Annotated in this window: 10 protein-coding genes; 1 reads left to right on the top strand and 9 read right to left on the bottom strand. The window is 70.2% G+C overall.

Annotated features, from left to right (window positions below; all coding sequences use genetic code 11):
* Positions 1-20: 20 nt before the first annotated feature.
* The 5 genes from QN239_RS12965 to QN239_RS12945 are packed head-to-tail and all read right to left on the bottom strand — an operon-like array spanning position 21 to position 13,850.
* On the bottom strand, positions 21-5,426 hold the full coding sequence (locus QN239_RS12965; protein WP_499010837.1) for an amino acid adenylation domain-containing protein: 5,406 nt from the start codon (positions 5,424-5,426) through the stop codon (positions 21-23).
* On the bottom strand, positions 5,423-8,329 hold the full coding sequence (gene mbtD / locus QN239_RS12960; protein WP_499010836.1) for a mycobactin polyketide synthase MbtD: 2,907 nt from the start codon (positions 8,327-8,329) through the stop codon (positions 5,423-5,425). The genes QN239_RS12965 and mbtD overlap by 4 nt, the downstream gene beginning before the upstream one ends.
* Positions 8,316-9,653, bottom strand: a complete 1,338-nt coding sequence (locus tag QN239_RS12955) for a beta-ketoacyl [acyl carrier protein] synthase domain-containing protein (protein ID WP_499010835.1) — start codon at positions 9,651-9,653, stop codon at positions 8,316-8,318. The genes mbtD and QN239_RS12955 overlap by 14 nt, the downstream gene beginning before the upstream one ends.
* Positions 9,643-10,377, bottom strand: a complete 735-nt coding sequence (locus QN239_RS12950) for a thioesterase II family protein (protein WP_499010833.1) — start codon at positions 10,375-10,377, stop codon at positions 9,643-9,645. The genes QN239_RS12955 and QN239_RS12950 overlap by 11 nt, the downstream gene beginning before the upstream one ends.
* Positions 10,374-13,850: a non-ribosomal peptide synthetase gene (locus tag QN239_RS12945; RefSeq protein ID WP_499016730.1), complete on the bottom strand. Its 3,477-nt coding sequence runs from the start codon at positions 13,848-13,850 to the stop codon at positions 10,374-10,376. The genes QN239_RS12950 and QN239_RS12945 overlap by 4 nt, the downstream gene beginning before the upstream one ends.
* Positions 13,851-13,967: 117 nt before the next feature.
* Here QN239_RS12945 and QN239_RS12940 point away from each other — a divergent pair, with 117 nt between their 5' ends.
* Positions 13,968-15,614, top strand: coding sequence for a (2,3-dihydroxybenzoyl)adenylate synthase (locus QN239_RS12940; RefSeq protein WP_499010832.1), 1,647 nt, complete (start codon positions 13,968-13,970; stop codon positions 15,612-15,614).
* Here the strand turns inward: QN239_RS12940 and QN239_RS12935 are convergent.
* The 4 genes from QN239_RS12935 to hemW form a co-directional block, all read right to left on the bottom strand.
* Positions 15,611-16,951: a salicylate synthase gene (locus QN239_RS12935; RefSeq protein ID WP_499010829.1), complete on the bottom strand. Its 1,341-nt coding sequence runs from the start codon at positions 16,949-16,951 to the stop codon at positions 15,611-15,613. The genes QN239_RS12940 and QN239_RS12935 overlap by 4 nt on opposite strands.
* An 85-nt stretch (positions 16,952-17,036) precedes the next feature.
* A complete protein-coding gene (locus QN239_RS12930) occupies positions 17,037-18,824 on the bottom strand; it encodes an ABC transporter ATP-binding protein (RefSeq protein ID WP_499010828.1) in 1,788 nt (595 codons plus the stop codon).
* Positions 18,821-20,671 carry an ABC transporter ATP-binding protein gene (locus QN239_RS12925; protein ID WP_499010826.1) on the bottom strand — a complete coding sequence of 617 codons (1,851 nt, stop codon included), beginning with the start codon at positions 20,669-20,671 and terminating at the stop codon, positions 18,821-18,823. The genes QN239_RS12930 and QN239_RS12925 overlap by 4 nt, the downstream gene beginning before the upstream one ends.
* 62 nt (positions 20,672-20,733) lie before the next feature.
* A complete protein-coding gene (hemW, locus tag QN239_RS12920; protein ID WP_499010824.1) occupies positions 20,734-21,864 on the bottom strand; it encodes a radical SAM family heme chaperone HemW in 1,131 nt (376 codons plus the stop codon).
* Positions 21,865-21,947: the final 83 nt, after the last annotated feature.

The following is a 21,947-nucleotide window of genomic DNA, read 5'->3' as shown; positions in this document are numbered from 1 at the left end:
CAGGATGGCCGGTGCGTCGGTCACGGTCCTTGCCACCCCGCCGTGAGCTCGGCCAGTTCGTCGGCGGACAGGCCGGACGCGGCCATCGGCGCGTGATGGGTGTCCTGCGCGCGAACCTGCCCGGCCTTGGCATCGAGGGCCGCGGCCAGTTCGGCGAGCACCGGATGCTCGAACACCATCCGCGCCGTCAGCGCCATCCCGTTGTCGCGGGCGCGGGCGGCCAGCTGCACGGCGAGGATGCTGTCACCGCCGAGGGTGAAGAAGTCGTCGTGCCTGCCGAACTCCTCGACCCCCAGCAGCGTGGTCAGCATCGCGGCCAGTGTGCGTTCGGTATCGGTGGCGGCCGGCTCGAACGGACCCGATGAGGTCAGCACGGGACGTGGCAGGGTCGCGCCGTCGAGGATGTCGAGCACCGTGATCCGCAGTCCCGCCAGCTCTTCGGGCAGTGCGGTGCGGACGGTGTCGGCGAACGCCACGGTGTCGGCCTGCGGGTCGGCCGGCACCACATAGCCGGCCAGCACCGATCCCGCGCGGGTGCTCCAGTTTCGGGTCAACGCCGCGGCCACCCCGTCGATCGCTTCCAGCGCCGCCTGTACCCGGTGGTCACCTCGCTCGACGTACTCCAGCGTGCCGTCCTCGGTCCAACGCGCCCGGTCTCCGGTGCGGTAGAGCCGGGTGCCCGGTGCGAACGGGTTCGCCGGGTACCGGAATTGCGCTGCAGGCGCGGCATTTCGCTGTGCCTCGTCGATGGCGCCGCCGGCGTGATAGACGTCGGCGATCACCCCGACGCCGACCGGGGCGAGCCAGTCGTCGAGCACGAACACCTGGTTCGCGCCCGCGGTCTGGGGCAGCCCGACCTCCGGCGTTGCGGCGGCACTCCACTGGGCGACGGCCTCGGCGCCCCCGATCGCGATATCGCGCAGGGTGTGGTCGGGATGGTGGGCGAACGCGTCGATGACCCGCAGCAGCCAGTCGACCAGCCGCTGCGCGGTGGCGGCCTGGTACAGCTCGGTCCGGTAGATGACGGTGCCCTGGTAGCCGTTGCTCGCGGTGGCGAAGAAGTTCAGCGACAGGTCGGCGTGGGCGACATCGAAGGTGGGTTCCAGTGCGGTGAAACGGGTCTCCCAGTGCTGATCCCCCGAATCGCTTGAGTCGATGACCCGGTCGGCCGGCAGCTCCTCGCGCACGTGCACGACGACACCGAACAACGGGTTGCGCGACAGCGACCGCACCGGGCTCACCGCGTCGACCACCCGGTCGAACGGTAGGTCCTGGTGGGCGTAGGCGCCCAGGGCCATCTCGCGGGCGCGCCGCAGCACCTCGCGCACCGTCGGGTTGCCCGACAGGTCGTTGCGCAGCACGACGATGTTGATGAAGAACCCGATGAGCTGATCCAGCTCGGGTTCGGTGCGGCCGGCCACCGGGGTACCCAGCGGGATGTCGGTGCCCTCCCCGGCCTTGTGCAGGGCGACGGCGACGGCGGCCTGCAGCAGCATGAACTCGGTGATGCCGAGTTCACGGGTCAGCTCAGCCAGCCGAACGCGGATGTCCTCGTCGATGGTGAAGTTCAACGCCTCACCCTCGCCGGTCGGCACCGGCGGGCGCGGGAAATCGGGGCGCAGCCCGTTCTCCTCGGGCAGCCCGGAGAGCTGGTCCACCCAGTAATCACGTTGTGCGGCAAGCTCGTCGCCGGCCAGCAGCTCGGCCTGCCATGCCGCGTAGTCGGCGTACTGCACCGGCAGGGGCTCGAATTCCGGTGCGGCCCCGCCACGGCGGGCGCGGTAGGCGGTCAGCACATCGGTGAACAGCACCCCGGCCGACCAGTGGTCGGCGGCGATGTGGTGCACCACCAGCGACAGCACGTGATATTCGGGCGTGCTCAGCACGGCAGCCCGGATGGGCCGGTCGTGTTCCAGGTCGAAGCAGTAGCGGCGCTCGGAATCGAGTTCGCGCTGCAGCCACTGCTCGTCCTCGCCGCGGGCGCGCCGCACCGGCACCGGCGCACTCGGGTTCACGACCTGGTATGGCGCGCCGTCGATCTCGCGGTAGGTGGTGCGCAGGATCTCGTGCCGGTCGACGACGTCACCGATCGCGGCGACGAACGCCTCGACATCGCTGGGCCCGGTCAGGCGCGCGGCGAACGGGATGTTGTTGACCGGATTAGGGCCGTCGATGCGGAACTGGAACCACTGGCGCAGCTGCGCGGCGGACATCTGCAGCGGTCCATCGCGGTCGATCGGCACCATGGCCGGGCGGTCACTGCCCTCTCCGTTGGCGCGCACGGTGTCGATGTGGGCGGCCAGGCCGGCGACGGTGGCCAGTTCGAAGACCTGCTGCACGCCGATGTCGACACGGCACCGCGACCGCACGGCGGCCACCAGTTTGGTGGCCAACAGCGAATGCCCACCCAGGTCGAAGAACGAGTCATCGGCGCCGACCGTGTCGCGGCCCAGCAGTTCGGCGAACAGGCCGGCGATGACGCGTTCGGTATCCGTGCCCGGCTCGCGGTACTGCACGCCCGCCGAGATCTCGGGTTCGGGCAACGCCTTCCGGTCGATCTTGCCGTGCGCGGTGATCGGGATCTCGCCGATCTCGACGTAGGCGGCCGGGATCATGTACTCCGGCAGCGCCGCGGCCACCCGCGCGCGGATCCGGTCGATCTGCACCGCCTCGGTCTCTTGCGCCGGTGTCACATACGCGACCAGGCTGCGGCCCAGGGTCGGCAGATCGCTCATCACCACGACGGCCTGACCGACCGACGGGTCCACCGAGACGGCCGCGGCCACCTCGCCGAGTTCGATGCGGAAGCCGCGGATCTTGACCTGTTCGTCGGCGCGGCCGACGAATTCGATATCGCCGTCGGCGTTGCGGCGGGCCAGGTCGCCGGACCGGTACATCCGACCGCCGGGGTTGAACGGGTCGGCGACGAAGCGTTCGGCGGTCAGGCCGTGCCTGCGGTGGTAACCGTGTGCGACATGCGTGCCGCCGATGTAGATCTCGCCGATCACGCCGACCGGGACCGGCTGCAGCGCATCGTCGAGCAGATGGATGGTGGTGTTGATCTTGGGTGTGCCGATCGGCACGATCCGGGCGCCCTGTTTGCCCTCCACCTTGAACCGGGTGCAGTTGAGCACCGTCTCGGTGGGGCCGTAAAAGTTGTGCAGCAGGGCATCGAAGGTGGCGTGGAACTTGTCGGCGACCTCCCCGGGCAGCGCCTCGCCGCCGATGGGCACCCGCTGCAGGCTGCGCCATTCGCTGACACCGGGCAGCGACAGGAACAGCCCCAGCAAGGACGGGACGAAGTGCATCGAGGTGATGCCCTCGTCGCGCAGCAGCGCGGTGAGATACCCGATATCGCTGAGGCCACCGGGTTTCGGGATGACCAGGCGCGCCCCGGCGGCGAGCATGCCGAACAGTTCACCGATCGATACGTCGAAACCCTGGGAGGCCACCTGCAGCAGCCGGTCCGCCTCGGAGACCCGGTATTCGGCACCGAACCAGACGAAGTACTCGGCGATGGGCCGGTGCGGCACCGGCACGCCCTTGGGCAGACCGGTCGAGCCCGACGTGTAGATCAGGTAGGCGGTGTTGTCGGGCAGCAGCGGGCGGACCCGGTCGTCGTCGGTCGGGTCGTCGGTGCGATAGGCCTGCAGGTCGGTGACCGGTTCGCGGATCACGACTTTCGGATCCGAATCGGACAGGATGTAGGTCAGCCGGTCGTCGGGGTAGCCGGGGTCGATCGGCAGGTACACCGCACCCGCCTTGACGATGCCCAGCGCGGTCATCACCAGCTCGGGTGATTTCTCCAGCAGCACGGCCACCCGGTCCTCGGTACCGACACCTTGGGCGATCAGCCAGTGCGCGATCCGGTTGGCCTCCGCGTTCAGCTCGCGGTAGCTGTAGTGGCGGCCCTCGTAGACGACGGCGGTGGCATCGGGAGTGCGGGCAACCTGATCTCCGACGAGTGCGGTCAATGTGGTTGCAGGAGTGTCGAACTGCTCGCCGTGGGAGACGGCGTGCAGCCAGGCTTCGTCGTCGGCGGAGAACAACATGAGGCGCTGCAGTGCCACGTCGGGCTGGTCCAGCGCGTTGTCCAGCAGGACGGCGAAGTGGGCGAGCATATTCGCGGCGAGGTCGGCATCGATGATCTCGGTGAGGTACTCGGCCTCGATGGTGACGCCGTCGGCGTTCCACTCGACCATGAAGCCCAGGGGCAGCTGGCTGACGTGGCTGCGCAGCTCGGCACGGGCGCAGGTGATGCCCTCGGCCCGGAAGGCGCCGCCGTCGGGTTCACGGAAGCCGAAGCTGACCCGTGTCATCCGCTCGGAGCCGTGACGCCGGTCCGGGTTGAGTTCGGCGACCACCCGGTCGAGGTTGATCCGCTGGTGGGCGAACGCCGCGACCGCGGTGTCCCTGGTGGCGGTGACGAGGTCGCGGAAGCCCTGGGTGCCCTTCGGGCGCAGCCGCATCGCGACGGTGTTGCCGTAGTAGCCGATCGTATCGTCGGTGCCGCGGTTGACGACCGGGCTGGCGACCAGGAAGTCATCGGTGTGCGTGTAGCGGTGGATGAGTGCGCCGAAGGCGGCCAGCAGCACCATGTAGGGGGTGGCGCCGGTCTCACGGGCCAGTGCCGTCACCTTCGCCACGGTGCCGGCGGGCAGGGTCGACGTGATGAGCTGCGAGCGGAATCCGGTCGGCACCGCCGATCCGGACGGGCCCGGCAGTTCCAGTGGCTCGGGTGGGTCCGCCAATACCGCACGCCAATGCGCCAGGTCTTCGGCGGTGGTGTCGGCGGCCGGCACGGGTGTACGCGGCGTCGGGCCGAGGTCGGCACCGGAGTAGGCGCGGGTCAGGTCGTCGAAGAACACCCGCCACGAACCGTCGTCCCAGGCGATGTGATGGGCCACCAGCAGCATGACGAACTCGTCGGCGCCGAGGCGCACCAACGTGATCCGCAGCGGCGAGTCGGCAGCGAGATCGAACGGGGCGCCGAATTCCCGCTGTGCCAGCACCTCCAGCCGCAGCGCGCGGGCCCGTTCGGATTTGTCGGACACGTCGTGGAAGGCCCAGCCGGGCCGCAGGTCGTCGTGCAGCACCGGCTGCGGCGTCCCGGTCTGGTCGGTGGTGTAGGTGGTGCGCAGGATCGGGTGCCGGCGGCCCACGGCATCGACGGCGCCGCGCAGGCGCTCGGGATCCAACGCACCCGTGAGCCGGTAGGAGACGCAGACGTTGAGCAGCACGCCGGTGGGGTCCACGCTCTGCACGAACCACATGCGCAGCTGTCCGTCGGACAACCCGGCCGGCGGTGCGGCCTCGACGGCTTCTGCCGACGCCAGCCCGCGTTCGGCGAGCTTGCGCCGCATCAGCTCCAGACGGGCGTCCCGGCCGGCGGCGGTGGTGGTGGCGGCATCTGCGATATCAGTCACGCGTGGGTGCTTTCTTTGTCAGTCTTCTCGAGGTGCTCGATCAGCTCGGCTCCGGTGATACCGCCGAGGATCTTGGCCAGCGGCACCTTGTGCCCGGTGGCCGCGGTGAGCTTCTTGCGGAGGTCCAGGGCCAGCAGGGAGTCCACGCCCAGGTCCAGCAGGGACTCGGCCAGATCCAGGGATGCGGTGTCGGCCACCTTCAGCACCGCGCCGAGCGCGCTGCGAACGGCACCGGCCGGGCCTCCTGGCGCGGCGGCCGCGGGGACCTCCGGGGTGGCGGCGGTGGCGGCAGGTTCGTCCGCATCGCCGAGGAAGGTGCGCAACCGGTCTCGGTCGGCGGTGAACACCAGCGGGTCACCTGCCCAGTCCCGGAGGCAGACCTCGGCGGCCCGGTCCGGGTGCATCGGTTGCAGGCCCGACCGCTGCACCCGGGCGCTCTCGGACTCGTCGATGATCCCGTTGCCGGGCCACAGTCCCCAGCGCACGGCCGTGCACCGGCGGCCCTGCGCCCGGTGCTGGGCGGCCGCCACGTCGAGCAGCCGGTTGGCGGCGGCGTACGCGATGTGCCCGACGCCACCCCACATCCCGGATACCGAAGAGAACAACAGGATTCGAGCATCCGACCGCAGTGGCCAGGTCGCGGCGAGACGGTCGAATCCGCTGACCTTCGCCGACATGGTATCCGCGAACGCCGCCCCGGTGAGCCGGCCGTGCTCGGCGATGGTGGCCGAGCCCGCGGCGTGGATCACCAAGGATGCTGCGGTCGAGCCCGTTTCGACGATCGCGGCGGCCAGGGCGGCCGGGTCGGTGATGTCACAGCGGGGCGCGATGACCTTTGCGTCCAGCTCGGCCAGATGCGCGGGATCGACACCGCTGCGGCTCAGCAGCACGATCCGGCGCGCGCCCTGCGCGGCGAGACAGCGGGCCAGGTGCAGCCCGACGACCCCGCTGCCACCGGTGATGACCACTTCGTCCAGCACCCCGGAATCCGCGGTCCACGCCGGTGTGTCGAGCTGCTCGTCGCGGGTGGTGCGCCGGTAGACCGCGCCGTCCCGGGTGGCGAATTCGCCTGTCGATCCGGCGAGTACGGCCACCGCGGCCGCATCCAGCGTGCGTGCTTGCAGATCGAGATGCCCGAATCGGTGCTCGGGGAATTCCAGTGCCAGGCTGCGGTGCATGGCGGCGAGCGCGGCCTGTGCGGGCCGAGGGGCCGGGTCGGTGGGCCGCACCTGCTCCCCGCCCACGGTGACCAGCCAGACATCACGATCGGTATCGCCGGGCGTATCGGCGTAGCCCAGCAGACCGGACTCGATCTGTTCGGCCAGCGCCTCGGCGGCGGTGACCACGTCCGGGCTGTCCAGGGCAGGGGCGACCACGATGAGCAGGTCGGCGTCGGCCGGGGCCACCACGTCGAACCGGTCCGCCACGGCCGCACCGAGACCGCTGCCGAGGTCGATCACCGCGGCCCGCCGCGTGCCGGCGGAGACGGCAGGGAGGTGCGGCTGCCAGTGTTCGACGGCCACGCTGATCCCCGCCACGGGCGGCAGGGGTTCCGGCGCGGCCCAGAGGTGTTGGGACCGCATCGGGGCGAACGGGAAGTTCCGCAGCGGTGCGGGTGCCGCGTCGATGAGGTCGGCCCAGCGGTAGCCCGGGTCGGTGACGGCCACCGCGGCGATATTGGCGGCCAGCCGATCGGCGATCGGTTCGTCGCGGCGCCCGGAGCCGACGGCGAGCACCTCGGCCGGCTCGACAGCGCCATCCTCGTCATCGAGGGTATCCCCGAGCGCGTACAGCAGCGCCGGATGGGCGGAGAGTTCGACGAAGACGCGGGCGCCGTGCTCGACCGCGGCCGCGACGGCGCGGTCGAAGCGGACGGTGCTGCGCAGGTTGGTGTACCAGTAGTCGGCGAAGTCGGTGCCGGCCGCGACCGCCGAGGCGGTGGCCGATCCGATGAACCGCACGGGTGACTCGGTGAACTCGCCTGCCGGTAACAGTGATTCGAGCTCGGCGCGCAGCGGGTCGAGTTTGGTGGTGTGCGCGGGGAACCACATCTCGATCTCGCGGGCGAAGACGCCGCGGTCTGCGGTGGCACGCACCAGCGCGGCGATCGTCTCGGTGTCCCCGGACACCGCCACCGAGGATTTCGAGTTGACGACCGACACCTCGGCCCAACCGTCAACCCCGGCGACGGCCTCGTGCGCCGCGTCCGGGCCGAGCCCGAGGACCGCGACCCGGTACGGCCCGGTCAGTCCGTCCAGCAGGGTGGCGCGGGCCGCGACGATACCGACGGCTTCGGTGAGGGTGATGGTGCCCGCGATATAGGCCGCGCCGATCTCGCCGAGGCTGTGCCCCACGGTGATATCGGGCAGAACCCCGCACGACCGCCACACCCGGGCCAATGCCACCCCGTGCACGAACTGCGCGCCCTGGATCTGCACCTGGGTGAAATCGTTGGTCGGCACCCCGGGTTCGGCCATCAGGTAGTCCAGTGGTGAGGCGTGCCCGGCGGCGGTGAACACCGCGGCGCAGCGGTCGACCTCGGCGCGGTACTCGGGCAGACGATCGTAGGCCTCGATCCCCATCGACGGCCACTGGCTGCCCTGACCGGGGAAGACGAAGGCGATACGGCTCGCCGATCGTGACGAGCCCACCGCCAGCGGGTGCTCCTCCCCCGCGGCGACGGCACGCAGCGCGTCCTTCAGCTCGCCGAGTGCGGCGGCCCGGATCACCACGCGGTGCTTGCGTATCCGGCGGGTGCGCAGCGTCGCGGCGGCCACCGCGGCGACGTCGGTGTGGGTGGGCCGGCGCTCCAGGTAGTGCAGGATCGCGGCGGCGTCCTGCGCGATCAGGTCCTCGGCGTGCGCGGTCAGCAGCACGGGCACGCGTCCGTCAGGCAGGTACATCACGGGCCTCCCCGGCGTCCGGGACGGCCACGATGACGTGGGTGTTGGTCCCGCTCATACCGAACGCCGACACCGCACCGACCCGTTCGCCGCCCTTGGCGGGCCAGTGCGTCAGCTTGGTGGCCAACCGCAGACCTTGGGACTCCCAGTCGATTTCCCGGCTGGCCTCGTCGGTGTGCAGGCTGGCCGGCACCGAGCCGCGCTCGGCCGAGATGATCACCTTGGCCAGTCCGAGCGCCCCGGCGGCCGCCTGGGTGTGACCGATGTTGGATTTGACCGACCCGAGCAGTGCACCGGCGCCAGGTGCGGCCGCGCCATAGGTCTGCGCCAACGCCTGTAATTCGGTGCGGTCACCGAGCCGGGTGGCGGTGCCGTGGCCTTCGATCATGCCGACGTCTTCGGGGGTCACCCCGGCCGCGGCGATGGCGCGACGGAACAACCTCTGCTGGGCGGTGCCGCTGGGCGCGGTGAGTCCGACGGTGCGGCCGTCGGAGTTGACGGCGCTGGCGCGCACCTCCGCCAGTACCTGCCTGCCGTCGCGGATCGCGGCGGATTTGTTCTGCAACAGGAATATCGCCGCGCCTTCGGCCCATACCGTGCCGCTCGCGTGGGCGCTGTAGGGCCGGCAGTGCCCGTCATCGGAGAGTGCGTGTTGTTTGGAGAATTCGACGAAGTAGCCCGGGGTGCCCATCACGCAGACCCCGCCGGCCAGGGCCATATCGCAATCGCCGGCGCGCAGGGCCGCCACGGCGGTGTGGAAGGCAGCCAGCGCCGACGAGCAGGAGGTGTCGACGGTGAGTGCCGGACCGGCCAGGTCGAGGGTGTAGGCGATCCGCCCGGAGATCACCCCCAGTGACGTGCCGGTGATGAGATGACCACTGTGCGAGGAGAATTCGGACAGTTCAGGTCCGTACTCGAGCGCCGAAGCGCCGACGTAACAACCCACGTCGTGGCCGGCGAGATCGTCGGGGTTGATACCGGCGTCTTCGATCGCACGCCAGGCCAGTCGCAGCGCGACGCGTTGCTGCGGGTCCATCGCCACGGCTTCGCGCGGTGAGATGCCGAAGAAGGCCGGGTCGAAACTTCCTGCGCCGGAGAGAAACCCGCCGAGATCGTGGATAGTCTTGAACCCGTCACGCCGGGACCCGTCCAGAAGTTCGGAGATCGCCCAGCCGCGGTCGGTGGGAAAGCGCCCCAGCGCTTCCCGCTGCTCGGCCAGCAGATCCCAGAAGCCCTCGGCGGTGTCCACACCACCGGGCGCCTCGACCGCCATCCCGACGATCACCACCGGGTCGGCGGGATCGGGAGGTGAATCAGAGCTCATTGATCAACTCCGCCACATCCGCGGTGTGCTCGTTGAGATAGAAATGCCCGCCGTCGAAGATCGAGCAGGTGAAGGCGCCGGTGGTGTGAGACTTCCAGCGGCGCAACATGTTCTCGCTGATCCGGTGGTCCCGGTTGCCACCGAGGGTGTGGATGTCGGCGCCGATACGCACCTCGTCGGCGCAGCTGTACCGGTTGAACGCCGCATAGTCGGCACGTACCGCCATGAGCAACAGCTCCACGAAGTCCTCGTCCTCGAGCAGCTGCGGGTCGGTGCCGCCGAGGTCGACCATCTCGGCGATGATCTCCGCTTGCGCCATCGGTAATGCCGGGGAGGCCGCGACTGCCGACGGTGCCTCGCTGGCCGAGACCCACAAGGCGCTCACCTCCGCCCCGCGCTGCTGGGCCACCCTGGCGAATTCGAACGCCACCACCGCACCCATGCAATGCCCGAACAGCCGCAGCGGCCCGATCCGGTCCCAGCTGCCGCCGTCGAAAAGGTCCGCGGCGAGCTCGGCCACGGTGTCCGGTGCCGGATGGGTCAGCCGGTCGCCGCGCTGCGGGTACTGCATGACGTAGGCGTCGGCACCGGCCTCGGCCAGCGCGGTGCCCATCGCCCGGTAGGCCAGCGCGGCACCCCCGGCGTGCGGGAACACCAGAACGGGTGCCCCTGGTGCCGAGTATCGCTTGACCCACGGGGCGAACGTGAGATCCGCGGCGGTCACGAGATTGCGGCAGCGTCGAGGGCGTTCACCACATCCGCGTCGTCCATGTCCGCCACCTCCAAGTAGAGCTCGGCGACCTGGTCGAGCCGGTCACTGCCGGCCTCCCGGCCGGCCAGCCGTGCTGCCAGCGCTTCGACAGTGCGGGTGGCGAAGATGTCGGGCACCATCACCGTCGGGGTGTCCAGCCAGTCCCTGATCCGTGCGACGGCGGTGGTGGCCAGCACCGAATCCCCACCGAGGGCGAAGAAGTCGTCGTCGACACCGAGGTCGGGGACGCCGAGCAGGTCCCCGATGATGGCCGCCAGTGCCCGCTGCACGGGCGTGGACGGCATTCGGCGGTCCGCGTCGGGCCCATCGCCGAACACCTCGGTGAGCGTGCGGGCCGCGGCCCGCCGGTCGGTCTTACCGGCGAGGGTGAACGGAATACGGTCGACCAGCTCGATGTGACGCGGGACCATGTGCGGCGGAACGAGTTCGGCGACAGCCTCGGTGATCTGCCGCACGTCGACTCCGGAATCCTCGGTGCTGACCAGCGCGGCCAGCACGTCGTGGTGGCGGGCACCGGCCGCGGGCACGATACCGGCGACCGCGGCGCGCACCCCGGGGATCCGCTGCAGCGCCGCCTCCACATCACCGAGTTCGATGCGGTAGCCGCTGATCTTCACCCGGTGATCGGCACGGCCGACGAACTCCAGGGTGCCGTCGGGCCAGTAGCGCGCCAGGTCCCCGGTGCGGTACCAGCGCCGGCCATCATGTTCGACGAAGCGTTCCGCGGTCAGCTCCGGCATGCCGCGGTACCCGGTCGCGATACCGCGCCCGCCGATCCACAGCTCGCCAGGCACCCAGTCCGGGCAGTCGGCACCGAACGAATTCACCACGCGGGCAGCATTGTTGGTGAACGGCACGCCATAGGGCAACGCCGCCCAGTGCGCGGGCAGGTCCGCCGCAGCCTCGTGGATGGTGGCGTGGATCGCGGTCTCGGTGGCTCCGCCCAGTCCCGCCACCCGGACACCGGGGGCCTGGGCCTGCAGCCGGCGCACCATGGCGGTGCGTACCCAGTCCCCGCCGGTCAGGACGACCCTGACCGAGGAAAGCCGGTGCTCGCCCACCTCGACGAGCATCTCCAGACTGCCGGGCAGGAAGTTCAGCACGGTCACCCGATGCTCGTGGATCAACCGGGCCCAGGTGTCGGGGTTTCGCCGATCGTCCTCGTCGATCGCGACAATCGCACCGCCGGTGGCGAGAGTGGCGAACACGTCGAGCACCGACAGGTCGCACTCCAGCGTCATCAGCGCCAGACAGCGGTCGTCCGGGCCGATCTCGAAGTGCCCGTAGAGGAATTCGGCGGTGTTCATCGCCGCGTCGTGGGTGACCTCGACGCCCTTGGGTTCGCCGGTCGAGCCGGAGGTGAACAGCACGTAGGCCAGCTCATGCGGGTCGGCGAGCACCGGGGTGAAGTCCGGGACACGCCGGCCGACCCGCAGCGCCTCGGCGAGGGTCAGGGCGGGCAGCCAGCTGGGCTGCTGATCACCACACACCAAGGCCATCCGCACACCGCCGGCGCGAAGGATGCGTTCGGCCCGTTCGGCCGGCTGGTCCGCGCCGATGGGCAGATAGATCGCGCCGGCGGCCAGGATGCCGAGCAGCGCGGTGATCTGGTCGGCACCCTTGGGACCGAGCACGGCGACGGTGTCGCCCGGTGTGATCCCCGCGGTGTGCAGGGCGGCGGCGACGGCGAGCACCTGCTCGCGCAGTTCGGCGTAGGTCAGCTCGCCGGCCGAGCCGATGACGGCGGTCGCGTCCGGGCGGGCGGCCGCGGAGGCGAAGAAACCGGCGTGCAGCGGCTGCCCACCGGGATCGGCGGTGGTGGCGTTGATGCGGTCACGCACCGCGCGCTGCCTGTCGGTGATCAGCGGGGTGCGGACGGTCTCCCAGGCGGTGTCCTCGGCGGCCAGCCGCATCAGTTCGGCGATGTGCCGGTCGAACATCGCGTCGATCACCCCGGCAGGGAAGGCGTCCTCCCGGACGTCCCAGTTCACCAGGACACCACCGTCGAATTCGGTGACCTGAGCGTCGAGCAGCACCTGCGGTCCCTGCGAGTTGATCCACACCGGTGTGCCGAACGTGTCGGTGACTTCGGCGGCGAACAGTTCCCCCAGCCCGAGCGCGCTGGTGTACACCACCGGGGCCAGCACCTGGGTGCCGCGGTGCCGGCTGAGGTCGCGCAGTACGGACAGGCCCGGGTAGGCGGCGTGGGCGGCCGCGTGGCGGAACACGTCCTGGACCGCGCGGGCGCGGGCGGTGGCGGTGTCGGCACCGGTCAGGTCGATGTCCAGCAGCAGCGACGAGGTGAAATCGCCGACGAGTGAATCCACCTCGGGGTGGTACGGTTCGCGGCCGAACATCGGGACGTTGAGCAGGAAGTGCGGTTCGGCCGACCAGCCGGCCAGCGCGTCGGAGAACGAGGCGGCCAGGGCCATCGCCGGCGTGACGCCGCGCCGGCGGGCGGCCCCGAAGAGGGCGTCGCGGGTCTGCGGGTCCAGCCAACGGTGGCGGCGCGTGGTGTGGCGCGGGTCGGCCTGCTCGGCCGCCGGCACCAGCGGCAGGCGCGGCGGATCGGGCAGCTCCGGGATCCGCTCGGCCCACCACTGCCGGTCGGCTTCGGCGACTGGCTGCTGCGCCGCGGCGAGCCGGTACTGCCGGTAGGTGTAGCCGAGCGGGGCGAGGTCGCCGCCGTGGTACAGCCGGGTCAGATCGGCCATCAGGGTGCGGTAGCTCATCGCGTCGGCGGCCTGCATGTCCAGATCCACGTGCAGGCGGCAACGGCCGCCGGGCAGCAGGGTCAGCGCGAGTTCGAAGACCCCGTGCTCGAGCTGCTGGTGCGATTTGGCGCGCCGGATGTCCGCCAGCCGAGCGTGCACCTCGGCCTCGTCTGCGGTGCGCAGGTCGACCAGGTCCACCGGAAAGGGCTGCGGCACTTCACCGATGCGCTGGGTGCCGTCGGGAAGGAAGTGGACACGCAGCATCGGATGACGCTCCGCGAGCTTGGTGGCCGCACCGCGCAGCTGATCGTGATCGACTGCTGCACCGTCGAATTCGACATAGAGGTGACCGGCGACGCCGCCGAGTTGCTGATCGTCCTCCCGGCCGATCCACATGGCGTGCTGCATGGAGGCCAGCGGAAACGGTTCGCCGGCGTGCGAATCATCCTGGACCTCAGGCTGTTCGGCTTCCGCTGCGATATCGCCGCCGCCCAGCAATTCCACCCAGGCCCGCACCGACGGCCGTGCTGCCAGGGACGCGAAATCGATGTCCAGGCCCTTTTTCCGCCATCTTCCGGCGAGTGACATCATCCGGATCGAGTCCAGGCCCTGGCTGACGAGATCGAGATCGGGGTCGATATCGCCTGCGGTGATACCGAGCAGATCGGCGACCTCTTGCCGGATGGTTTCTGACCTAGCCGAGGCATTCACAGCAACACTCACCACGCCTCCCAACGCCGTCCAATTACTAAGCACAGGCTGCCCTAATTTTGAGAAGGCTACCCTATATTCGGACTACCGAACACGCCTACCCCGAAGGGCAGACCCGTGACCCTGACCACGCCGCAACCGGCGGAATCCGCAGCACAGACCACCCTGGCGGCCGGCTTCGTCCCGTTCCCGGCCGACCGCGCGGCGCACTACCGAGAGACCGGCCTGTGGACCGGCCGGCCCCTCGGCGAGATCCTGCGCACCGCGGCACAGACCTGGCCCGGCAATATCGCTGTCGCCGACGCGCACTCCTCGCACACCTTCGCCGATCTGGACGCGCGGGCCGACCGGGCGGCCGCCGGCTTCGCCGCGCTGGGTATCGCGCCCGGTGACCGGGTACTTCTGCAACTGCCGAACTCGTCGCATTTCGCCGTCGCCCTCTTCGGATTGTTACGAGCAGGCGCCGTCCCGGTGATGTGCCTGCCCGGACACCGACTGGCCGAACTGACCCACTTCGCGTCCGTCAGCGGCGCCGTCGCGCTCGTCATCGCCGACAGCGCAGCCGGATTCGACTACCGCGCGATGGCCGAAGAACTCGTCGCCGCGCACCCGGCAGTGCGGCACGTCGTCGTGCACGGCGACCCGGGTCCGTTCCTGCCGTGGTCGGTCCTCGATTCGGATGCACCCCCGCCTGCCGTGCGGCCGGCGACCGACTCCCCCGCGCTGCTGCTGGTATCGGGCGGCACCACCGGCGCGCCCAAGCTGATCCCGCGCACCCACGAGGACTACGTCTACAACGTCACCGCGAGCGCGCAGCTGTGCGCGTTGACCCCGTCGGACGTCTATCTGGTGGTATTGCCTGCCGCGCACAACTTTCCGCTGGCCTGTCCCGGCCTGCTGGGTGCCCTGAGCTCGGGTGCGGCCACCGTGTTCACCGCCGACCCGTCCCCGGAGGCCGCGTTCGCCGTGATCGACCGACACCGGGTCACCGTCACCGCGCTGGTACCCGCCCTGGCCAAGCTGTGGGCGCAGGCCTGTGATTGGGAGCCGCTGGCCCCCAAGGGGCTGCGGCTGCTTCAGGTCGGTGGCGCGAAACTGGCCTCCGACGATGCCGCCGCCGTGCGCTCGGCGTTGACGCCGGGTCTGCAGCAGGTCTTCGGCATGGCAGAGGGACTACTCAATTACACCCGACTCGATGACGCGGCGGATCTGCTCGACCACACCCAGGGCCGTCCGCTGTCCGAATACGACGAACTGCGGATCGTCGACGAAGCCGGACATGAGGTGGAGCACGGTGCAGAAGGTGAGCTGCTGGTCCGCGGGCCCTACACCATCAACGGGTATTTCAATGCCCCGCAGGACAATGCGAGGTCGTTCAGCCCGGACGGCTTCTACCGCAGCGGAGATCGGGTCAGGCGGAACGCGAACGGCTATCTGGAGGTCACCGGTCGCGTCAAAGACGTCATCACCAGGGGCGGCGAGACGGTGGCGGCCCTGGATCTGGAGGAGCATCTGATCACCCACCCCGCGATCTGGGCGGCCGCCGCGGTGCCCCTGCCCGACGAGTTCCTCGGGGAGAAGATCTGCGCCGTGGTGGTGTTCAGCGGCCCCCCGGTGAGCCTGGCCGAGCTCAACGCCCACCTGGACGGCCGCGGAGTGGCCGCGCACTCGCGGCCGGACACCCTGGTCGCGTGGGACTCGCTGCCGACCACGGCGGTCGGCAAGACCGACAAGAAGGCGATCGTCGCGCGGTTGACCCGCTAGTCGCGGGGCACCAGATACGGGGCCAGCGTGGTGAGCTTCTCGCAGGTCTCCTCGAACTCCCGGTCCGGGTTGGATGCCGCGATGATGCCGGCGCCGGCGCGCAACCAGGTCGCGCCGTCCTGTTCGTAGACCGCGCGCAGGGTCAGCGCCGCATCCATCTCGCCACCGGCGGTGAACATCACCACCGCTCCCGAGTACAGTCCGCGCGGGGTCTGGTCCAGCCGCAGGATGGCATCGACGCTCTCCGCCTTGGGGATACCCGATGCCGTCACCGCTGGGAACAGCGCCGCCAGCGCGTCCATCCGGTCCAGCGACGAGCTCAGCCGGCCACCGACCGTCGAGCCCAGATGCTGCACACTGCCGCGCTCCCGGATCGTCATGAAGTCGTAGACCATCGCGGTGCCCGGTTCGGCCACCTCGGCGATCTCCTGCATCGAGGTGCGCACCGAGATGGCGTGCTCGACGATCTCCTTGGAATCGGATTCCAGCTCGTCGCGGGCGGCGCGGTCCTCGTCGGCGCCCCGGCCCAGCGCGCGGGTACCGGCCAGCGGCTCGGTCAGCACGGTGCCGTCCTCGTGCACCGCCGCCACCAGTTCGGGACTGTAGCCCAGCGCGCGAATTCCGCCGAACCGCAACAGGAATGACCTGACCGGGGTGTTGTGACGCCGACCCACCCGGTAGGTGGCCGGGAAGTCCAGGGCGAACGGCACATCGAATCGCCGGGACAGGATCACCTTCTGGTAGCGGCCGGAGACGATCTCCTCGATCGCCGCGGCGACGCGCCGGCGGTAATGCGCGGTGTCGGCATCGACGTCGAGCGGTCGGGCGGCCGGCGTCGGCGCCAGGCCACGTGCGAGCAGACGGTCGATCGCGGCCGCATAGCCGGTGTCGCCGTCGACCACGGTGACCTCGGTATCGGTGACGACGACTTGACTGCCGGGCAGGAACAGCCGGGCCAGCGGCGTCCCCGCGGGGAGCCGGTCGGCCAGATCGAAGCGGTACGCCCCGAATTCGAAGGCGACCCAACCGAACAGCCGCTGCCCCTCCAGCAGCAGCCGGTCCACCGCCTCGCCGAGGACCACTTCGGGGCGCCCCGTCCAGGACTGCCGCGTCACCACACCGTCGGTGATGAGCCGGAGTTCATCGGAGTCCAGTTCGATGGCCGTCCGTACGTCACTCGCCAGAATCCACTGGCCACGCTGTTCGTAGACGAGGTACTCGTGGCCGGAGGCTTCGGACATCCGGGCCAACTCGGCCACCACGTCGGCAGGAGTGATGCCCGACGGCAACGTCAGCGGAAGCACCACAACGTTTTCCGCTCTGGTCTCCACGGTCACCTTTGCTTCACCTCGGTCCTCAACGTAAGCACCAGGTAAATTTAGCCTAACCTAGCTTATTGGTGGCGGGGTACGTGAATGTGAGTTAGCCGACCCCCATCGCCCACCCGGACGCGGCGACCCGCTGCGCCCAGAAGTCCGCGTATTGGCCGCCGCGCGCCATCAACTCGGCGTGCGACCCGGTGTCTGCCACCTCGCCCGTGCCCGAGAGCACGACGATGTTGTCCGCGGCGGTGACGGTGGACAGTGTGTGCGCGATGACGATCACCGTGCTGCGCTGCGCCAGGGTCCGGATCGATTCGGCCACATACCGCTCGTTCTCCGGGTCCAGCGCGCTGGTCGCCTCGTCGAACAACACGATCGGGGCGTCTTTGAGCAGCGCACGGGCTATCGAAACCCGTTGCCGCTCACCACCGGACAGCGCCGACCCGCCTTCGCCGACCCGGGTCTGCCAGCCGTCGGGCAGCCGTTGCAGCACCGAGGCCAGCCCGGCCGTCTCCGCTGCGGCGGCGATCTCGGCATCGGTGGCCCCCGGCCTGCCGATCCGGACGTTCTCCCAGAGCGTGTCGTCGAACAGGTAGACGTCCTGGAACACCAGGGACAACTGCGCCATCAGATCGGTGGTCCGCTGATCGCGGACATCGACGCCGCCCACCCGCACGGTGCCGGTGTCGGTGTCGTAGAACCGGGCGATCAACCGGGTCAGCGTGGTCTTACCGGAACCGGACGGGCCGACCAGCGCCGTCATGGTGCCTGGTTCGGCGACGAAGCTGATATCGGTGGCCACCACCCGGCCAACTCCCCCGGGCGCTTCGCTCCGGCCCGGATAGCCGAACGCGACGCGGTCGAGCTCGACCCGACCCGGGACCGAAACCGACTGAGGGGACTGAGGTTCCGGTAAGGCGGGAGTGTCGAGGATATCGGTGATCCGGTCCAGTTCGGTGCGTGCCATGCGCATCGCCGAGCCGTATTCGGCCAGTGCGGCCAGCGGGGAGGCGAACCGGGCGGCCAGGCCCAGGATCGCCACCGCGGTGAGCGGGTTCAGCTCGGCACCATTCCCCGTCGCTTCGCTCGCCCCACCACCCACCGCCAGCCACGCGCCCGCCACGATGAGCGCCGAGAACACCGCCTGCACGGCCACCCCATTGAGCATCAGGCCCGCCACCGACCGCCACAGCGCCCGTCGTCCGACCCGGTGCTGGGCGTCCAGCGCCGCACTGAGCGGCGTGAAATCCGCCCCGGTACGACCGAATGCCCGCAGCACCGGCTGGCACCGGGCGAACTCCACCACCCGGGTGTTCACCTCGACCTCGGCATCGTGGTTGAGCATCTCGGCCCCGGCGATCAGCCGGGCCGCCAGCGCACCGCAGGCCATCAGGATCAGCCCGCCCACCAGGGCCACCGCGGCGATCCGCCAGTCGAACAACGCCAGACCGATCACCACGGTCGCCGCGCTCACCGTGTTGAGCACGATCGGCGTGATCAGATGTGCGCCGCTGGTTCCCACGAATGTCGTTCCCTTGACCGCGATCTGGGAGACCGAACCGACGGTGTCACGGCTGAACCAGCCCAGCGGCAGGGTCACCATGTGGTCGCCGAGCCTGCGGTGCAGCAGCCTCATGGTGGCCAGCGCCATCCGCATCGCCCGGGACGACTGCACGTACTGGGCCACTGCCGCGGCCACCACCACGGCGGCCAGCACCGCGAGCCACCGTGCGGCGTCGGCGTAGCGCCCGTCGAACAAGGCCTGCGAGATGGGTACCAACAGCACCATCGCGACACCGTGCAGCACGCCGTAGGCGCCCACCCACGCAAGATAGCCGAACATCAGGCCGCGCCGCGGCCCGAGAATGTGCAGGAAGCCGCGAATCATCGTGCGCCCTCGTACTTCTCAGCATTGCCATCGCTGTACACCTGCCACATCGCGGCGTACCGACCGCCGCGGGCGAGCAGCTCGTCATGTCGGCCCTGTTCGACGACGCGGCCGGCATCGAGGACGACGATGTTGTCCGCGCCGACGATCGAGCCCAGCCGGTGGGCGATCACCAGGACCGTGCGGCCGGCGATCAGCCGCGACAGCGCCGCCTGGATCTGCGCCTCGGAGTCCGGATCCGCCGAGGCCGTCGCCTCGTCGAGCACCAGCACCGGGGTGTCGGCCAGCAGGGCACGGGCGATGCTGACCCGCTGCGCCTCCCCGCCGGAGAAGTGTGCGTCCTCGCCCACCACCGAGTCGTAGCCCCGGGGCAGCGCCAGGATCCGGTCGTGCACATGGGCGGCCTCGGCCGCCCGATAGACCTCCTCGTTGGTGGCGTCGGGACGCCCCAACCGGATGTTGTCGGTCACGCTGACCCCGAGCAGTTGCACGTCCTGCAGCACGAAGCCGACATGCCGGTACAGCACGGCGGGATCGATCTCACGCACATCGACACCGCCGACGCGGACGGTGCCCGCGGTCGCGTCGTGGAACCGCGGCACCAGGGTGGCCAGGGTGGACTTGCCGCTGCCCGAGGCGCCGACCAGCGCGGTCATGGTGGCGGGCTCCAGTGTCAGATCCACCTCGTGCAGCACCGTGCTCGTTCCGTCATAGCTGAAGCTGACGTCGTCGAACTCAACCGAGTTGCCTTGCGGCAGTTGCGGATTGGCGGAAATGTTCAACTTCGGCTGATCGAGCAGCCGGACCAGCCGGCCGGCGGCGGCCTGGGCCTGTTTGCGGATACCGGCGGAGTAGCCGACGGCCAGCACCGCGGCGGGAATGGTCATCGCCACCAGTGTCGAGCCGAGCACGTCGATCGGCGCGACCCAGCCATTGCGCACCAACCAGTACCCGCCGGCCAGGTTGACCAGCAGCACCGTGGGCGCCTCGATGAAGATCGACGACGCCGCCTTGACCCGGACCATGGGGCCCATCCACTCGGCGAATCCGTCGTTGAATTCCTCGGCCGCATCGGCGAACCGCTGGTGCGCCCGACCCGTCTCCCCGAACGTCTTGACCACGGCGACACCGGCGATGAACTCGACGATTGTGGCGCTGATCCGCGCGACGCCCGCGTTCATCCGCTCCATCTGCACCCGGACATCGCGACCCAGCCACAGGTAGACCAACAGATAGACCGGTGCGGTGCCGATGGCCAGCAGCCCCAGCCGCCAGTCCAGCGAGAAGCAGTAGACCAGCCCGAATGCCGGGGTGGCCAGCGCCCCGGTGTTCTCCACCGCCGCATGCGCGACCAGGAAGTGCAGTTCCCCGACGTCCTGCTGGACGGCCTTGCGGACCTCGCCCGAGGAGGTCCCGTTGAACCAGCCCAGCGGCAACCGGCCCAAGGTGTCCACGATGCGCCGGCGAAGAGAGCGCTGCAGGTCACCGTCGGCGAGATGGGTGAGTGTCAGGGCGGTGCCGCTGGCCCAGGTCCGGACGAGCAGGGCGCCGATCACGACGGCGACGATGGTCCAGATCCGCGAGGTGTCCGCCGCGTTGCCGGCCACCAGGGTGCGGCCGATCTCGACGATGCCGATGAACGGCACCACGGTGGCGGCCGAGGCGATCAGGGTCAGCACCTGGGCGACGCGGGTGCGCCCGGTCACCGGCGCCAGCAGCGCCTTGAGCGCCAGCGCGTCGGCGCGAGCCGCCTGCCGCGCGGCGAGTCGGGTGTACGTCGCGGTCACCCGGGGCGGCTGCGGTGGCGTCGTTCCGGCGCCGTCGAGCACCGGCTGCAGTGTGGTCATCCACGCTCCATAGGTAAGGGTTGCCTAACACCCTAACCTGACCGTGATCGGTGCCCGACCGCTCAGTCCAGCAGCGTGCGCACCACGGCGTCGGCCAGCAGCCGACCCGGGTCGGTGAGTACCAGCCGATCGGCGGCCCGGACCACCAGCCCGTCGCCGATGGCCACCTCGGCGCGGTGGCGCTCGTCCGGGGACAGCACCGCGACCGGCAGACCGCTGCGCAGGCGCAGTCGCAGCATTACGTCCTCGGTGTGCCGCGCCGCCTCGTCGAGATCCTCCGAATCGGCGACGGGCAGCCGGCGTTCAGTCAGCGCCTGCGCATAAGCGTTGGGGTGCTTGATATTCCACCACCGCGTCGAGCCGACGAAACCGTGCGCGCCCGGGCCTGCACCCCACCACTCGCCACCATCCCAGTAGCCCAGATTGTGCCGGCACTCCCCGCCCGGCGCGCTCCAGTTGGACACCTCGTACCACTGCAGCCCGGCGGCCGACAGCTGCGTGTCGAGCAGTTCGTAGCGCTCGGCCAGGACGTCGTTGTCCGGGGCGGGCAACTCGCCGCGGCGCACCCGCCGGGCCAGCGCGGTGCCCTCCTCCACGACCAGCGCATAGGCCGAGACATGGTCGACCCCGGCGGACAGCGCCACCTCCACCGAGCGGCGCAGGTCGTCGTCGGTCTCCCCCGGCGTGCCGTAGATCAGATCGAGATTCACGTGCTCGAACCCCTCGGCCCGCGCCTCCACGGCCGCGGCGGGCGCCCGGCCGGCCGAGTGCACCCGGTCCAGCACCGCCAGCACGTGCGGGGCCGCCGACTGCATGCCCAGCGAGATCCGGGTGTAGCCGGCGGCCCGCAGCCGGGCGAACAGCGCCGGAGAACTGGATTCCGGGTTGGCCTCGGTGGTCACCTCGGCGCCGGGTGCCAGGGTGAAATGCTCCCGGACGGCGTCGAGCACCGCGGCCAGGCCGTCGGCGCCGAGCATGGTGGGTGTGCCGCCGCCCACGAAGACGGTGTCCACCGGGCGCGGTCCGGCCTGCTGCGCCGCCAGTTCGAGCTCGATGCGTACCGCCGCCAGCCAGCCCTGCGGGTTCGACCCGCCCAGCTCGGCGGGGGTGTAGGTGTTGAAATCGCAGTATCCGCAGCGGCTCGCGCAGAACGGCACGTGGATGTAGATGCCGAACGGCCCGGGCTGTGTCACCTCACCAGTGTCCCAGAACGGGTTTTGCGCACCGTGATCGCAAATCTGGCCCGGTTAGGGCTGATGGCGCGGGTCGTGGCAGA

This window comes from Mycolicibacterium sp. Y3 (assembly GCF_051188035.1).
Taxonomy (GTDB): Bacteria; Actinomycetota; Actinomycetes; order Mycobacteriales; family Mycobacteriaceae; genus Mycobacterium; species Mycobacterium fluoranthenivorans.
This window is presented reverse-complemented; position numbering and strand designations above follow the sequence as displayed.

Coding starts and splice junctions, on each gene's coding strand:
- mbtD (WP_499010836.1), bottom strand. CDS start 8,329: ATGTACCTGCCTGACGGACGCGTGCCCGTGCTGCTGACCGCGCACGCC.
- QN239_RS12955 (WP_499010835.1), bottom strand. CDS start 9,653: ATGAGCTCTGATTCACCTCCCGATCCCGCCGACCCGGTGGTGATCGTC.
- QN239_RS12930 (WP_499010828.1), bottom strand. CDS start 18,824: ATGATTCGCGGCTTCCTGCACATTCTCGGGCCGCGGCGCGGCCTGATG.
- QN239_RS12925 (WP_499010826.1), bottom strand. CDS start 20,671: ATGACCACACTGCAGCCGGTGCTCGACGGCGCCGGAACGACGCCACCG.